Source organism: Leclercia tamurae (genome assembly GCF_025566055.1).
GTDB lineage: Bacteria > Pseudomonadota > Gammaproteobacteria > Enterobacterales > Enterobacteriaceae > Enterobacter > Enterobacter tamurae.
In genome coordinates this window covers 228456-242351 of sequence record NZ_JAMHKS010000074.1, presented here as the reverse complement: position 1 = coordinate 242351, position 13896 = coordinate 228456, and the positions used below count along the sequence as shown (strand labels likewise).

Annotated in this window: 13 protein-coding genes; 5 read left to right on the top strand and 8 right to left on the bottom strand. The window is 56.2% G+C overall.

The genetic code is table 11. The features are described from left to right. Positions 1-25: 25 nt before the first annotated feature. From kduI to araE, 3 genes are all read left to right on the top strand, one after another. Positions 26-862, top strand: a complete 837-nt coding sequence (gene kduI / locus M8318_RS14200; RefSeq protein WP_077227196.1) for a 5-dehydro-4-deoxy-D-glucuronate isomerase — start codon at positions 26-28, stop codon at positions 860-862. 63 nt (positions 863-925) lie between these two features. Then, positions 926-1687 (top strand): 2-dehydro-3-deoxy-D-gluconate 5-dehydrogenase KduD, encoded by a 762-nt coding sequence (gene kduD / locus M8318_RS14195; RefSeq protein ID WP_106994402.1) that lies wholly within the window; start codon positions 926-928, stop codon positions 1685-1687. Between the two features lie 297 nt (positions 1688-1984). Next, complete coding sequence (araE, locus tag M8318_RS14190) at positions 1985-3418, top strand: arabinose-proton symporter AraE (protein WP_262663334.1); 1434 nt, start codon at positions 1985-1987, stop codon at positions 3416-3418. Between the two features lie 80 nt (positions 3419-3498). Here the strand turns inward: araE and M8318_RS14185 are convergent, their stop codons facing one another. From M8318_RS14185 to M8318_RS14160, 6 genes are all read right to left on the bottom strand, one after another. After that, complete coding sequence (locus M8318_RS14185) at positions 3499-4626, bottom strand: oligogalacturonate lyase family protein (RefSeq protein WP_262663283.1); 1128 nt, start codon at positions 4624-4626, stop codon at positions 3499-3501. A gap of 66 nt (positions 4627-4692) precedes the next feature. After that, positions 4693-5979: an ABC transporter substrate-binding protein gene (locus tag M8318_RS14180; protein WP_106994405.1), complete on the bottom strand. Its 1287-nt coding sequence runs from the start codon at positions 5977-5979 to the stop codon at positions 4693-4695. Between the two features lie 14 nt (positions 5980-5993). Continuing rightward, the gene (locus M8318_RS14175; RefSeq protein ID WP_262663282.1) at positions 5994-7121 is read right to left on the bottom strand and encodes an ABC transporter ATP-binding protein; all 1128 of its coding nucleotides are present in this window, start codon (positions 7119-7121) and stop codon (positions 5994-5996) included. Between the two features lie 12 nt (positions 7122-7133). Next, positions 7134-8036, bottom strand: a complete 903-nt coding sequence (locus tag M8318_RS14170) for a carbohydrate ABC transporter permease (protein WP_106994407.1) — start codon at positions 8034-8036, stop codon at positions 7134-7136. After that, positions 8029-8919: a carbohydrate ABC transporter permease gene (locus M8318_RS14165; RefSeq protein WP_106994408.1), complete on the bottom strand. Its 891-nt coding sequence runs from the start codon at positions 8917-8919 to the stop codon at positions 8029-8031. Before M8318_RS14165 ends, M8318_RS14170 begins: the two co-directional genes overlap by 8 nt. 417 nt (positions 8920-9336) lie before the next feature. Then, positions 9337-9660: a cupin domain-containing protein gene (locus M8318_RS14160; protein WP_106994409.1), complete on the bottom strand. Its 324-nt coding sequence runs from the start codon at positions 9658-9660 to the stop codon at positions 9337-9339. 136 nt (positions 9661-9796) lie between these two features. Here M8318_RS14160 and M8318_RS14155 point away from each other — a divergent pair, with 136 nt between their 5' ends. Beyond that, positions 9797-10489 (top strand): aspartate/glutamate racemase, encoded by a 693-nt coding sequence (locus M8318_RS14155; RefSeq protein WP_262663281.1) that lies wholly within the window; start codon positions 9797-9799, stop codon positions 10487-10489. Here the strand turns inward: M8318_RS14155 and M8318_RS14150 are convergent. Beyond that, entirely contained in the window at positions 10476-11414 is a 939-nt protein-coding gene (locus tag M8318_RS14150; protein ID WP_262663280.1) for a LysR family transcriptional regulator, read from the bottom strand. The two genes, M8318_RS14155 and M8318_RS14150, sit on opposite strands and share 14 nt — an antisense overlap. Before the next feature lie 121 nt (positions 11415-11535). Between M8318_RS14150 and lysA the strand changes: the two genes are divergently transcribed. Beyond that, positions 11536-12798, top strand: coding sequence for a diaminopimelate decarboxylase (gene lysA / locus M8318_RS14145; protein ID WP_262663279.1), 1263 nt, complete (start codon positions 11536-11538; stop codon positions 12796-12798). Here lysA and M8318_RS14140 read toward each other — a convergent pair. Continuing rightward, positions 12768-13805: a LacI family DNA-binding transcriptional regulator gene (locus M8318_RS14140; RefSeq protein ID WP_262663278.1), complete on the bottom strand. Its 1038-nt coding sequence runs from the start codon at positions 13803-13805 to the stop codon at positions 12768-12770. The two genes, lysA and M8318_RS14140, sit on opposite strands and share 31 nt — an antisense overlap. Positions 13806-13896 lie beyond the last annotated feature (91 nt).

Genomic DNA, 13896 nt, shown 5'->3' with positions numbered 1-13896 from the left:
GGGCCGATAAATTCTGGAGGTTAATGTGGAAGTCAGACAAAGCATCCACAGCGCGCATGCAAAAACGCTGGATACCCAGGGGCTACGCGATGAGTTTTTAGTCGAGAAAGTGTTTGTCGCGGATGAGTACACCATGGTGTACAGCCACATTGACCGCATCATTGTTGGCGGCATCATGCCGGTGGCAAAAACGGTCTCCGTCGGTGGTGAAGTGGGCAAACAGCTCGGCGTCAGCTTCTTCCTTGAGCGTCGTGAGCTGGGCGTGATTAACATCGGCGGCCCGGGCACCATTACCGTTGACGGTCAGTGCTATGAGATCGGCCATCGCGATGCCCTGTACGTCGGAAAAGGCGCGCAGGAAGTGGTTTTCGCCAGCGTTGATAGCGGCAAACCGGCGAAGTTCTACTACAACTGCGCCCCGGCACACACCACGTATCCGACCAAAAAAGTGACCCCGGCGGAAGTCTCTCCGGTTACCCTGGGTGACAACCTCACCAGCAACCGCCGCACCATCAACAAATACTTCGTTCCTGATGTGCTGGAAACGTGCCAGCTCAGTATGGGTCTGACCGAGCTCGAGCCGGGCAACCTGTGGAACACCATGCCGTGCCATACCCATGAGCGCCGCATGGAAGTGTACTTCTACTTCAATATGGAAGAAGACGCCTGTGTATTCCACATGATGGGACAGCCGCAGGAGACGCGCCATATCGTGATGCATAACGAGCAGGCGGTGATCTCACCAAGCTGGTCTATTCACTCTGGCGTGGGTACGCGTGCCTATACCTTCATCTGGGGCATGGTTGGCGAAAACCAGGTCTTCGATGATATGGACCACGTTGCCGTTAAGGATCTGCGCTAGTCGCGGACAGTTAAGCACACACTTGCCTGTTCGTTCAGGCGCTGAAAGATTAAAGGATAAAAAATGATTCTGGATGCATTTTCTCTGCAAGGTAAAGTTGCGGTCGTCACCGGTTGTGATACCGGTCTGGGCCAGGGTATGGCGGTGGGTCTGGCGGAAGCCGGCTGTGACATCGTGGGTATCAACATCGTTGAGCCGCAGGAGACCATCGAGCGCGTCACCGCGCTGGGCCGTCGTTTCCTGAGCCTGACCGCTGACCTGCGTAAAATCGACGCCATCCCTGAGCTGCTGGAGCGTGCGGTTGCTGAGTTTGGTCATATCGACATTCTGGTCAACAACGCCGGTCTGATTCGTCGTGAAGATGCCATCAACTTCAGCGAGAAAGACTGGGACGACGTCATGAACCTGAACATCAAGAGCGTGTTCTTCATGGCTCAGGCTGCAGCGAAGCACTTTATCGCGCAGGGTAACGGCGGCAAAATCATTAACATCGCCTCCATGCTCTCCTACCAGGGCGGCATCCGTGTGCCTTCTTACACCGCTTCCAAAAGCGGCGTAATGGGCGTAACCCGTCTGATGGCGAACGAATGGGCGCAGCACAACATCAACGTGAACGCCATCGCACCGGGCTACATGGCCACCAACAACACTCAACAGCTGCGTGCTGATGAAGAGCGTAGCGCGGCGATCCTCGAGCGTATCCCGGCGGGTCGTTGGGGTCTGCCAAGCGATCTGATGGGGCCGGTGGTGTTCCTGGCGTCCAGCGCTTCTGACTACATCAACGGCTATACCGTAGCGGTTGATGGCGGCTGGCTGGCGCGTTAATTCTCGCCCCTGTTGAAAAGACCTCTGTTCACGGGCGGAGGTTTTTTTTGCACTGAATTAACCATTGTCCATATCGATAAACGAGGAAAATCCATAGATATTTTACAAAAATGACGCGCATCACATATTTAATGTCTATAAATCAGGTTATTAACAAATAGTGGTGAATATTCACCCTTGTTTTAAATTGTAATGTCCATCACAGATCGCACCCTGCCAGCCAATAAATCCATATTTTCACGTTATACGACCTGACACTTTTTCAGGGTTTCTCGTAATTTCATTTAACGTCTTACGCTGTTCAGGCAGGAAAATATGACATCTATAAATGACTCAACCTTTATGCCCCGCGCGCTTCGCGATACCCGCAGGATGAACCTGTTTGTTTCTGTTTCCGCGGCGGTGGCCGGTTTACTGTTTGGGCTGGATATCGGCGTTATTGCCGGTGCGCTCCCCTTTATTACCGATCACTTTACGCTCAGCAATCGCCTGCAGGAGTGGGTGGTGAGCAGCATGATGCTGGGTGCGGCTTTGGGAGCCTTGTTCAACGGCTGGCTCTCATTCCGCCTGGGGCGAAAATACAGCCTGATGGTGGGTGCCATTCTGTTTGTGGCCGGCTCGCTGGGCTCCGCGTTTGCCACGGGCGTTGAAGCGTTACTGCTTTCTCGCGTGCTGCTGGGGGTGGCGGTAGGGATTGCCTCCTACACCGCACCGCTCTATCTCTCGGAGATGGCGAGCGAAAACGTGCGCGGCAAAATGATCAGCATGTACCAGCTGATGGTGACGCTCGGGATCGTGCTGGCCTTTCTGTCTGATACGTATTTCAGCTACAGCGGCAACTGGCGCGCCATGCTGGGTGTTCTGGCGCTCCCGGCAGTATTGCTGATTGTGCTGGTGATCTTTTTGCCCAACAGTCCGCGCTGGCTGGCGCAAAAAGGGCGACACGTCGAGGCGGAGGAAGTGCTGCGGATGCTGCGCGATACCTCTGAGAAAGCGCGGGAAGAGCTGAACGAGATCCGCGAAAGCCTCAAGCTGAAACAGGGGGGCTGGTCGCTGTTTAAAATTAACCGCAACGTTCGTCGCGCGGTATTTCTCGGCATGCTGTTGCAGGCGATGCAGCAGTTTACCGGCATGAATATCATCATGTATTACGCGCCGCGTATTTTCAAAATGGCCGGGTTCACCACTACCGAACAGCAGATGATCGCTACCCTGGTGGTGGGGCTGACCTTCATGTTCGCTACGTTTATTGCGGTGTTTACCGTCGATAAAGCGGGCCGTAAGCCAGCCCTCAAAATTGGTTTTAGCGTGATGGCGCTGGGGACGCTGATCCTCGGCTACTGCCTGATGCAGTTTGATAACGGTACCGCGTCCAGCAGCTTGTCCTGGCTCTCCGTGGGCATGACGATGATGTGCATTGCCGGTTACGCCATGAGCGCCGCGCCCGTGGTGTGGATCCTGTGCTCTGAAATTCAGCCGCTGAAATGCCGCGACTTTGGGATCACCTGTTCCACCACCACCAACTGGGTGTCGAACATGATCATTGGCGCCACCTTCCTGACCCTGCTGGATTCTATCGGCGCAGCGGGAACCTTCTGGCTCTATACGGTGCTGAACGTGGTATTTATTGGCATCACCTTCTGGCTGATCCCCGAAACCAAAGGCGTCACTCTGGAGCACATCGAGCGCAAGCTGATGGCAGGGGAGAAGTTAAGAAACATCGGCGTGTGAGGTTAACGCCCGGCGGCGCTTTGCTTGCCGGGCCTACAAAACCGTAGGCCGGGTAAGGCGTAGCCGCCACCCGGCTTTTTTCACACCCGGGCGAGATACAGCGCCGGCATCCCTTCTTCGTCCGAGGTGTAAAGCACCCACTTATTGTCTGGCGAAAACGATGGATGCGGGTGCGTTACCTGGCGGTCGCCATCCAGCACTTTCCAGCTGGTGTTATGCTGGCAGATGGCGGTTTGCGTGCCTTTTTCAATGTCGAACACCCAGATGAAGGGATCGTTGAGGCTGATATCGCCGGTATTGTGCGGCGCACCGTCACCGACAATCAGCGAGCCGTCGTGGTTACTCATCAGATGGGAGCAGGGCGGGATCGCCATCAGCTGGCGATTTTCCAGCGTCGCGGGATCGGCGCTGAACAGGTAGCGCTGCGGATCGTTCTCCTTATGCGCCACGTAACAGAGCGCCGAGCCGTCCGGCACCCAGAATTCGTGGGTAAAACTCTCGCCCGCTTCATGCTGGCGCACCTTGCGCAGATTGCTGCCATCCGGGTTGATCAGCCACATGCGCGCATCGATCGCGTCGCGCGGGCCTTCGTGGCAAAACGCCACGGTGCTGTCGTCGAACGGCCGGTAAATCGGGTGCCCGAGCCAGCGTTTTTCCTGCAAAATTACCTCACGTTCGCCGGTTTGCAGGTCGATGTTGATCAGGCGGCATTCCGGGTTGGTGAAGTAAAATGCGCGGAACTTGCTCCAGTCGGTGAGCGGCTGCCAGTCGCTTCTCTTGATTTCAATGCCCACCAGCTTCGTGCAGTCAGAGTTCGCCACCCAGGTGCCGTAGGCCACCCACTCATCATCGACCTCATACACCACGTGCTCTTCCAGGCTAGTAAGATCCACCCGGCGCAGTTCGCGGCTATTTTTTACGTACCACAGGAACTGGTCGTCCGCGGAGAGGAAGCCGCCAAAGGTGTTGTCTCCGGCACCGTCGGTCAACTGGGTCGCCTGCTGCTGGTCAATATCCAGCAGGTAGTAGTTCCAGTGGCCCTCAAAGGCGCCGCCAAAAATCAGCTTGCCGCCGTCACGGGTAAAACATTTCTGATAGAAGTAGTTACGGTGACAAATAATGTGCGGAGGGGTCATCCGTATCACCTCGTGGCCGGTCTGGCTGTCCTGGCGGGTACGGAAACGCAGGGGGATGATTTTTCCTTTCATGGTGTGTTCCTTCAGATAAAAAAATACCCCACCGCATAACGGTAGGGTATTGATAACCTAAGATAATCAGCGCATTGCGCGTTTCAGGATACGTTCAGCCTGACGCTGGAAGTCAGCGGCGGTCTCTTCCACGGTTTTCTGACCGTAGTCGATGTACTGCAGGGAGGTGCCGAACTGAGCCACGATCTGCGGATCGTCAAAGTATGGCGATACGGAGAGTTTCGCTGGCAGAGACTGCGCCAGACGCAGGCCAGACACCGCTGGATCGTCCTCTTTGATGGTGCCGTTTTCGGTCAGGTATTTCACCGCCACTTTGCTCAGCGGTACGCCACGTTCCAGACCCAGAGTCTCAACGCCTTCTTTGCTGTTCAGCAGGAAGTTGATAACTTTCGCTGCGGCTTCCGGGTTTTTCGTGGATTTACCAATAGAGAGCATCTGCGCGGGTTTAAAGAACAGACCGGCATCGGTGGCACCTGGCAGCATTGGATAGCTGCCCAGCGCCAGTTTCGCTGGTGGCTTCAGGTTGTCGGAGTATTTTTTGATGGTGGAGTTCCACATGTAGGTCCCGCCCCATTCACCCTCGATCCACGGCTTCATCTCGTACATGTTGCTCTTACCAAACGACGCATAGTACTTGGTGTCCGGCATCACGTGGCTGTCGATCAGACTTTTATAGGTCTGGAAGAACTCCACCCACTGCTCTTTGCTGTAGGCGAATTTCTTCGTCTTCTCGTCTACCGCCGGGATGTTGTACTTCTGGATCATGTAGGAGTTCAGCAGCGCCAGGGTATCCTGGTGCTCCAGCACTACCGGATAGTACTGTTTGCCCAGTTTGCTTTCGAAGGCTTTACCGGCTGCTTTCAGCTCATCCCAGGTTTTCGGGTATTCCACGCCCGCTTTTTTCCAGGCTTCATCGTTGAAGTAGAACACGCGCGCGGTCACGGAGATTGGGATCCCGTTCAGCTTGCCGTCCACGGTGGTGGACTGCAGCTCTTTCGGATCGAACTGGGAGAGATCGATCACGTCCTTCATTTTGTTCAGGTCGTAGAAGCCGTCGCCGGTTTTCGAGAAGATCGGCAGCCAGTTCCAGTTGGTCTGCATGACGTCCGGCTCGGTGCCGCCCGCAATCTGGGTGGTCAGACGGGATAAGTGACCGTCCCAGCCGGTGTATTCCGCCTTCACGTTAATATCCGGATTCTGTTTGTGGAACTCTTCCAGCGCTTTGAGTGTGACCTGGTGACGGCCATTGCCGCCCCACCAGGACATACGTAAATCAACATCCTGCGCCATCGATGGCAAAGCAGTAAGGCCCAGAGTGGCGGAGATTGCTGCGCTTAAAAGCACTTTTTTCATTTTTATAACTCCAGTCAGAGAGAGATGTTCTGTTCAGTTTTCGCGTCAAAAATATGACACTTATTCATATCAAACTTAAAGTACACCTGACGGTGAAGGCCTTTGTTAATCATCGGCTTAGCTTCATCGGAAGGAATTCGGGCAGTCAGTTCATACTCGCCAACTTTCAGGTACACGAAGAATTCATGTCCCATGTTTTCGGCGCGCACCATCTCGCCGCTGCAGCAGCCCTGGGCGAAGGGCTCATCGGAGATGGAGACAAAATCAGGGCGAATCCCGTAGAAAATGTCCTGATCGACGTAGCTGGCGACTTTCTCTTTCAGATCTGCGCTTAACGGCATGGTCTGGCTGCCAATGGTCAGAGAGAGCTGGCCGTCCTGTTGCACCAGTTTGCTGGCGCGGATGTTCATCTCTGGCGAGCCGATAAAGCCGGCCACGAACATGTTTTTCGGTCTGTGGTACAGATTGTCCGGGGTATCCACCTGCATGATGTGGCCGAGTTTCATCACGCAGATGCGGTCGCCCATGGTCATCGCTTCGGTCTGATCGTGCGTCACGTAGACGGTGGTCGCCGGTTTGCCGGAGGCCTTCAGCTGCTTGTGCAGGTCCGAGATACGGATACGCATCGAGGCACGCAGTTTGGCATCAAGGTTGGACAGCGGTTCGTCGAACAGGAAGACGTCCGGTTTTTTCACAATCGCACGGCCTACGGCCACACGCTGGGCCTGACCACCGGAGAGCTGGCGCGGCAGGCGGTCCAGCAGCTCATCCAGCTCGAGGATTTTGGCCGCTTCGTTCACCTGGGCCTCAATCTGCGCTTTCGGCAGCTTGCTCAGCTTCAGGCCAAAGGCCAGGTTTTCACGCACGGTCATGTGCGGATAGAGCGCATAGTTCTGGAACACCATCGCAATCCCACGCTCTTTTGGCGCGAGGTTGTTGACGATCTTGTCCCCGATGCGCACTTCGCCACCGCTGATGGTCTCCAGACCGGCCAGCATACGCAGGGTGGTGGACTTCGCGCAGCCGGAAGGGCCGACGATCACCATGAATTCACCTTCAGCGATTTTCAGGTCGATAGCATGTACCGCTTTGAAGCCGTTGGAGTAAACCTTTTCCAGTTTGTTGAAAATAACTTCAGCCATGATATTTCCCTCTTAACCTTTAATTCCGCTGCTGGTTACGCCCTGTACGAAGTAGCGCTGTGCCAGGAAGAAGACAATGATGGATGGCAGAATGGAGATGCTCGCCATTGCCAGAATTTCGTTCCACGGCGCACCCTCGGTGACGTCGATGGACATTTTCAGAGCCAGTGCAATCGGGTATTTATCCACGCTATAGACGTAAATCAGCGGCCCGATAAAGTCGTTCATTGACCACATGAACTGGAACAGCGCCACGGAGATGATGGCCGGTTTCAGGATGGGCACCACCACGTACCACAGCACCTGAATGGAGTTACAGCCGTCAATCTGCGCTGCTTCTTCCATGTCACGCGGTACGCCGCGCAGGAACTGGATCAGCATGAAGACGAAGAACCCCTGGGTGGCGAAGGCCAGCGGCAGGTACAGCGGCATATAGCTGTTCAGCATGCCCATTTCACGGAACATCAGGTACTGAGGGATCAGCAGGACGGTGCTTGGCAGCAACATGGTGGTGATCAGGGTTGCGAACCAGAATTTCTTCCATGGGATCTCGAAGCGGGCAAAGCCGTACGCCACGATGGTGGAGGAGATAATGGTCAGGATCACTTTCGGGATCACATACTTGAAGGTGTTCAGCATGTAATGACCGAAGTTGTACTCGGTACCGGTTTTCCAGCCGTTGATAAACCCGTCCCAGGTGGCGTGGGCCGGCCACAGGCTCAGGGTGGTGAAGATCTCGTGGTTCGGTTTGAACGACGCCGAGAACATCCACACCAGCGGATAGAGCATCAGCAGGCCAACAAACAACAGGATCACATAGCGAATACTGGCGCTAATTTTTTCACGACGCAGCGTCCGCGCCACTTCACGTTCTGCGAGGCTTCTCGCCGTGGAGAGTTGTTGAATATCAGCCATTTTTGCCTCCCTTATCGGCGGAGTAGAACACCCAGTATTTCGAAGACTTAAAGGCGATAGCGGCGAAGACAGCGACTACCAGGAACAGGACCCAGGCCAGTGCAGCGCCGTAACCCATGTCAAAGTACTTGAATGCGGTGTCGTAGATGTACAGTGAGAACAGGTAGGTGGAGTAGGTTGGTCCACCGCCGGTAATGACATAGGGTCCGGTAAATTCCTGGAACGCCTGAGTGGTCTGCATGATGAAGTTGAAGAAGATCACCGGCGTAATCAGCGGCACGGTCACTTTCATGAACATCTGCCATTTGGACGCGCCGTCGATCATCGCCGCTTCATACTGCGACTGTGGAACGTTCTGCAGGGCGGCGAGGAAGATCACCATCGCCGAGCCGAACTGCCAGACGCGCAGCAGGGTCACGGACATCAGCGCCAGAGAGGGTTCGCCAAGCCAGTTCACCGCGTCAAAACCAAACACGCCAATAAAGCTGTTGAGCAGGCCATCAATCGCAAACAGGGCGCGCCACAGAACGGCAATGGCGACGGAGCTGCCGAGGATCGACGGAATATAGTAAGCGGTACGGAAGAAGCCGATGCCGCGCAGTTTAAAGTTCAGAACAAACGCAATACCCAGCGCAAATGCCAGCTTTAAGGGGATGGTTAAAAAGACATAGGCAAAAGTCACGCCCATGGATTTCCAGAAGAGGCTATCTTCCGTAAGCATGTAGCGATAGTTTTCTATGCCGTTAAATACCGGCGGGCTCATCAGATCGTACTCAGTAAAACTGAGGAAGAAAGATGAAACAAAGGGGAAAGCGGTAAAGAGTATCAGCCCAATTATGTAGGGTGATATCCACGCCAGCCCCAGCATCTTGTTTTCATTCATACATACCTACCTGGTAATTAATGGTTTAAAACGGAATCTGTGCGGGGAGTCATTTTTAAAACATATGAACCGTTGTTTTCAAATTGTAAAACATCGTTTTAATTTATTTTATTGCGATTTAAACCCACGTCATTCGATAAATAGTGGAAATGTGATCGCGGTCGAAACAGCGTTTCAATAAGGTGAGATGGGTGGCATTTTTATCGACTTGCGCGGAAAGGCGATGAGAAAAAACCAGCTAAACAGAGGACCTTGCGCACATATTCTGGAAATTATCGCCAGCAGATACAAACTACTAATGTTTGTAGCCACGCGCGGCGTGGGAAATAAGATAGTGAGGATATAATTAACTTGTTGAATGATTACGGCGTGACAATCAGACGGGAAAAGGCGATGCGGTGGCATCGCCCTGTTTTGTTATTTCAGGAAGTCTTCACGAACCGGGGTAAAGGTATCCAGCAGGGTGCCTGGCTTCAGGCAAACGCAGCCGTGCATCACATGCGGCTCTTTATAAAGCGTGTCTCCGGCGGTGACGATATGCTTCTCTTCACCGATGGTGAATTCGAATTCGCCGGATAATACGTAGGTCAGCTGCTCGTGCGGGTGGTTATGCATCGGGCCGACGGCGCCCTCTTCGAAATTCACTTCTACTGCCATCATTTTGCCGTCATGCGCCAGAATGCGACGCGAAACGCCATTGCCCAGATCCTGCAGCGTGGTTTCTTTATGGAAAATAAACATGCTCATGCCCTGTTATATAGTGAAACGTTGTTTCATTTAATTTATCCCAGCACGGGCTAAAAGGAAGCGTGGAACCAGAGAACTGGAAACTCGATCACAAGTTTGCTTCACTGGAAGAAACTCAAAGGAGAGCGCGATGAAAACGATAGGCCTGTTGGGAGGAATGAGCTGGGAATCCACCATTCCGTATTACCGTCTGATCAACGAAGGGGTGAAGCAGCGCCTGGGCGGGTTGCACTCGGCAAGCCTGCTGCTGCACAGCATCGATTTTCATGAGATCGAAGCCTGCCAGTCCAGCGGCGACTGGGATAAAGCCGGAGAGATCCTCGCCGATGCGGCGCTGGGGTTGCAGGGGGCAGGGGCGGAGGCCATTCTGCTCTGCACCAACACCATGCACAAAGTCGCCGCGCAGATTGAAGCGCGCTGTTCTCTGCCGTTCCTGCATATCGCCGATGCCACCGGGCGGGCGATTACCGCGGCGGGCATGAACCGCGTGGCCCTGCTCGGCACCCGCTACACCATGGAACAGGATTTCTATCGTGGACGGCTGACGGCGCAGTACGGCATTGAGAGCCTGATCCCGGACGAGGCGGATCGGGCCCGCATCAATCAGATTATCTTCGAGGAGCTGTGCCTCGGCACCTTCAGCGACGCCGCGCGCCACTACTACCTGAGCGTGATCCAGACGCTTGCCGATCGAGGCGCTCAGGGGGTGATCTTCGGCTGCACCGAGATTGGCCTGTTGATCCCGGCGGAGGAGAGCCCGATCCCGGTGTTTGATACCGCGGCGATCCACGCCGCCGATGCGGTGGAGTTTATGCTTTCGTAACGGGCGAGGATAACAGCCGCTCCAGTGGCTCAACGAGGGTACCCAGCCCCTGTTGCAGATGGGCGCTAAAGGTATCCACCAGCGCCGAGGCCGGGCGGTGCAGCGGGCGGATCAGGCTCACCGTAAAGGGCACCGAAACAGTGAAGCGGCGGATCGCAATGCCGCTGTCGGCATAATCCAGCGCCGTCAGCGGATTCACCACCGAAATCCCCACTCCCGCCCGTACCATGGCGCAGATCGACGCGGCGCTGTGGGTCTCCACCACCATCCGTCGTTTCACCTGATGCTCGGCAAACAGCTGGTCCAGCAGCTGGCGGTAACTGTCGGTGCGCGACAGGCTGATGTAGTTCTCGCCCTGAAAATCCGCCGGGGTCAGCACCGCTTTTTCAGCAAGCCGATGTCCGGCGGGCAGGACGCACACCTCATCTAACGACAGCAGCTCCTGACGGGCGGTCCCCGCCGGGGTGGCGAGGGTTTCGGTCAGGCCGAGATCGTGGCGCTGGGCCGAGAGCCACTCCTCCAGCAGGGGCGACTCCTGCGGGACGATGGTCAGGTTCACGTCCGGGTAGCGAGCGAGAAACGGCTGCAGCAGGGCGGGCAAAAACGACTGGGAGAAGACCGGGAGGCAGACGATGGACAGCTCGCCCTGGCGAAACTCGCGCAGGCTGTCGGCGGCGCTGATGATGCGGTCCAGCCCGTACCAGGATCGCTGCACCTCCTCGAACAGCCGCAGCCCCTGCACCGTGGGGTGCAGCCGCCCGCGGGTGCGCTCAAACAGCGTCAGGCCAATCACCTTTTCAAAGCGTGCCAGCTCGCGGCTCACCGTCGGCTGAGAGGTGTGCAGCAGGCGGGCCGCTTCGGTCAGGTTTCCGGCGGTCATCACCGCGTGGAAAATTTCAATATGGCGCAGGTTTACAGCGGGCATGAGAGGCGACCTGGTTGAACGTAATCCATATCATTTTTGCATAGACTAGCGATAAAACGATATTTTTTATTCTCTTCGCGCTGTGGCGTAATCATTAAAAATTGCCTTCCCGGAGAACACCATGCCACGCCCGCTGAACAACACCGATACCGACCTGAACGCTGACAATTTGCTGCGCCTGCCTGCGGAGTTTGGCTGCCCGGTCTGGGTTTATGACGCGCAGATTATCCGCGACAAAATTGCGGCGCTGCATCAGTTCGACGTGGTGCGCTTTGCTCAGAAAGCCTGCTCCAACATCCATATTCTGCGCCTGATGCGCGAGCAGGGCGTCAAGGTTGACTCCGTGTCGCTGGGCGAAATCGAACGCGCGCTGGCGGCGGGGTACGATCCAAAGGCTGACCGCGACTCCATCGTCTTTACCGCCGACCTGATCGACACCGCCACCCTGGCCCGGGTGCATGAGCTGCAGATCCCGGTCAACGCCGGTTCGGTGGATATGCTGGAGCAATTAGGGCAGGTGTCGCCGGGCCATCGCGTCTGGCTGCGGGTCAACCCGGGCTTTGGTCACGGCCACAGCCAGAAGACCAACACTGGCGGCGAAAACAGCAAACATGGCATCTGGTACAGCGATCTGCCTGCGGCGCTGGAGGTATTGCAGCGCTATAACCTGAAGCTGGTGGGCATTCACATGCACATTGGTTCCGGCGTGGACTACGGTCACCTGGAGCAGGTGTGTGGCGCGATGGTGCGCCAGGTGATCGAATTTGGTCAGGATCTGGAGGCGATCTCCGCGGGTGGTGGCTTATCCATTCCGTATCGCGAAGGGGAAGAGGCGATCGACACCGATCACTACTACGGCCTGTGGAACGGCGCGCGGGACAAAATTGCCGCCCACCTGGGTCATCCGGTGAAGCTGGAGATCGAGCCGGGGCGTTTCCTGGTGGCGGAATCCGGCGTGCTGGTGGCGCAGGTGCGCAGCGTGAAGGCGATGGGCAGCCGTCACTTCGTGCTGATCGACGCAGGCTTTAACGATCTGATGCGTCCGTCGATGTACGGCAGCTATCACCACATTACAGCCCTTGCGGCTGACGGCCGGGATTTAACCCAGGCGCCAGTAGTGGAGACGGTAGTGGCCGGGCCGCTGTGTGAATCCGGGGATGTCTTCACTCAGCAGGAGGGCGGGAAAGTTGAAACCCGCGCGCTGCCGCAGGTTGTGCCTGGAGATTATCTGGTGCTGCACGATACCGGTGCCTACGGCGCGTCGATGTCCTCGAACTACAACAGCCGTCCGCTGCTGCCGGAAGTGCTGTTTGATAAGGGCGCGGCGCGTTTAATTCGCCGTCGCCAGACCATTCAGGAACTGCTCGCCCTCGAACTGTTCTGATCGAACCAGGGTCCCGTCGCCACCGAATCGCGTAATACCAGCGTGCCGGTAAAGGGCGGGATCGCCTCGATCGGCTCGTTTTTCGCCAGCCGGATCGCCTGATCGATGGCGGTGGTGATCATGTTGTCGATCGGCAGATAGACGGTCGACAGCGCGGGCTCCAGCCATTTCGCGCAGGGCGCGTCATCAAAGCCGAACAGCGACACATCCTGCGGAATATGCAGCCCGGCCTGGTGCAGCGCCTTCGACGCTCCCAAAGCCATATCGTCATTACAGGCAAACAGGGCGCTGAACACCACCTTGTCGTTGAGTAACTCCTGACATAGCTCATACCCGCGGGTCATCCCCGAATCACCGTACTTCACCCGGCTCTCATCCCAGGGAATGCCGTGCTTTTCCAGCGCCTTGCGATAGCCGGTCAGGCGCGCCTTGCCGGTAGGGGTGTGGATCGGCACCGTCATGCAGGCTATCTCCCGATGCCCCTGGCTTATCAGGTACTCCACGGCGCTGAAGGCCGCGGCCTGCTGCTCAAAGAATACGCAGCGCTCCCGGGCCTGGCTGACGTCGCGGTTGATCGCGATAAGCGGCATCTTCACGCTGTTGATCAACTTCATGATCGCTTTTTCGCTCATGTAGCGGGTGTAAAGCACGATGGCATCGCACTGGCGATCGGCCAGCATCTGCACCGCTTCTTCCTCCCGCTCCGGAGTATCGTGACCGTCGGTGACAATCAGCTGTTTCCCGTGCGTTTCGGTCTGGCGCGAGGCCTGCTGCAGCAGGCGACCAAAGTAAAAACCGTCGAAGGTCGAGACCACCAGCCCAATGCTGTTGCTGGTCCGGTTCGCCAGCGATCGCGCGAGGAAATTGGGGCGATAGCCCAGCTCTTCCATCGCGTTAAACACCTGCTGACGGGTACTCTCTTTCACCTGACCTGTGCCGTTCAGTACGCGCGACACCGTGGCTTTCGACACGCCCGCGCGCAGTGAGACATCCAGCATTGTTGCCATTTGCTCTTCCTGCTTCCACGTTATGCACGCAAGTTTATCACAGACGTTCAGGGGCATAAGCCGGGCGGGAGAGGCAAAACCCCCATCAGGA

Coding starts and splice junctions, on each gene's coding strand:
- kduD (WP_106994402.1), top strand. CDS start 926: ATGATTCTGGATGCATTTTCTCTGCAAGGTAAAGTTGCGGTCGTCACC.
- M8318_RS14185 (WP_262663283.1), bottom strand. CDS start 4,626: ATGAAAGGAAAAATCATCCCCCTGCGTTTCCGTACCCGCCAGGACAGC.
- M8318_RS14180 (WP_106994405.1), bottom strand. CDS start 5,979: ATGAAAAAAGTGCTTTTAAGCGCAGCAATCTCCGCCACTCTGGGCCTT.
- M8318_RS14175 (WP_262663282.1), bottom strand. CDS start 7,121: ATGGCTGAAGTTATTTTCAACAAACTGGAAAAGGTTTACTCCAACGGC.
- M8318_RS14170 (WP_106994407.1), bottom strand. CDS start 8,036: ATGGCTGATATTCAACAACTCTCCACGGCGAGAAGCCTCGCAGAACGT.
- M8318_RS14165 (WP_106994408.1), bottom strand. CDS start 8,919: ATGAATGAAAACAAGATGCTGGGGCTGGCGTGGATATCACCCTACATA.
- M8318_RS14160 (WP_106994409.1), bottom strand. CDS start 9,660: ATGTTTATTTTCCATAAAGAAACCACGCTGCAGGATCTGGGCAATGGC.
- M8318_RS14155 (WP_262663281.1), top strand. CDS start 9,797: ATGAAAACGATAGGCCTGTTGGGAGGAATGAGCTGGGAATCCACCATT.
- M8318_RS14150 (WP_262663280.1), bottom strand. CDS start 11,414: ATGCCCGCTGTAAACCTGCGCCATATTGAAATTTTCCACGCGGTGATG.
- lysA (WP_262663279.1), top strand. CDS start 11,536: ATGCCACGCCCGCTGAACAACACCGATACCGACCTGAACGCTGACAAT.
- M8318_RS14140 (WP_262663278.1), bottom strand. CDS start 13,805: ATGGCAACAATGCTGGATGTCTCACTGCGCGCGGGCGTGTCGAAAGCC.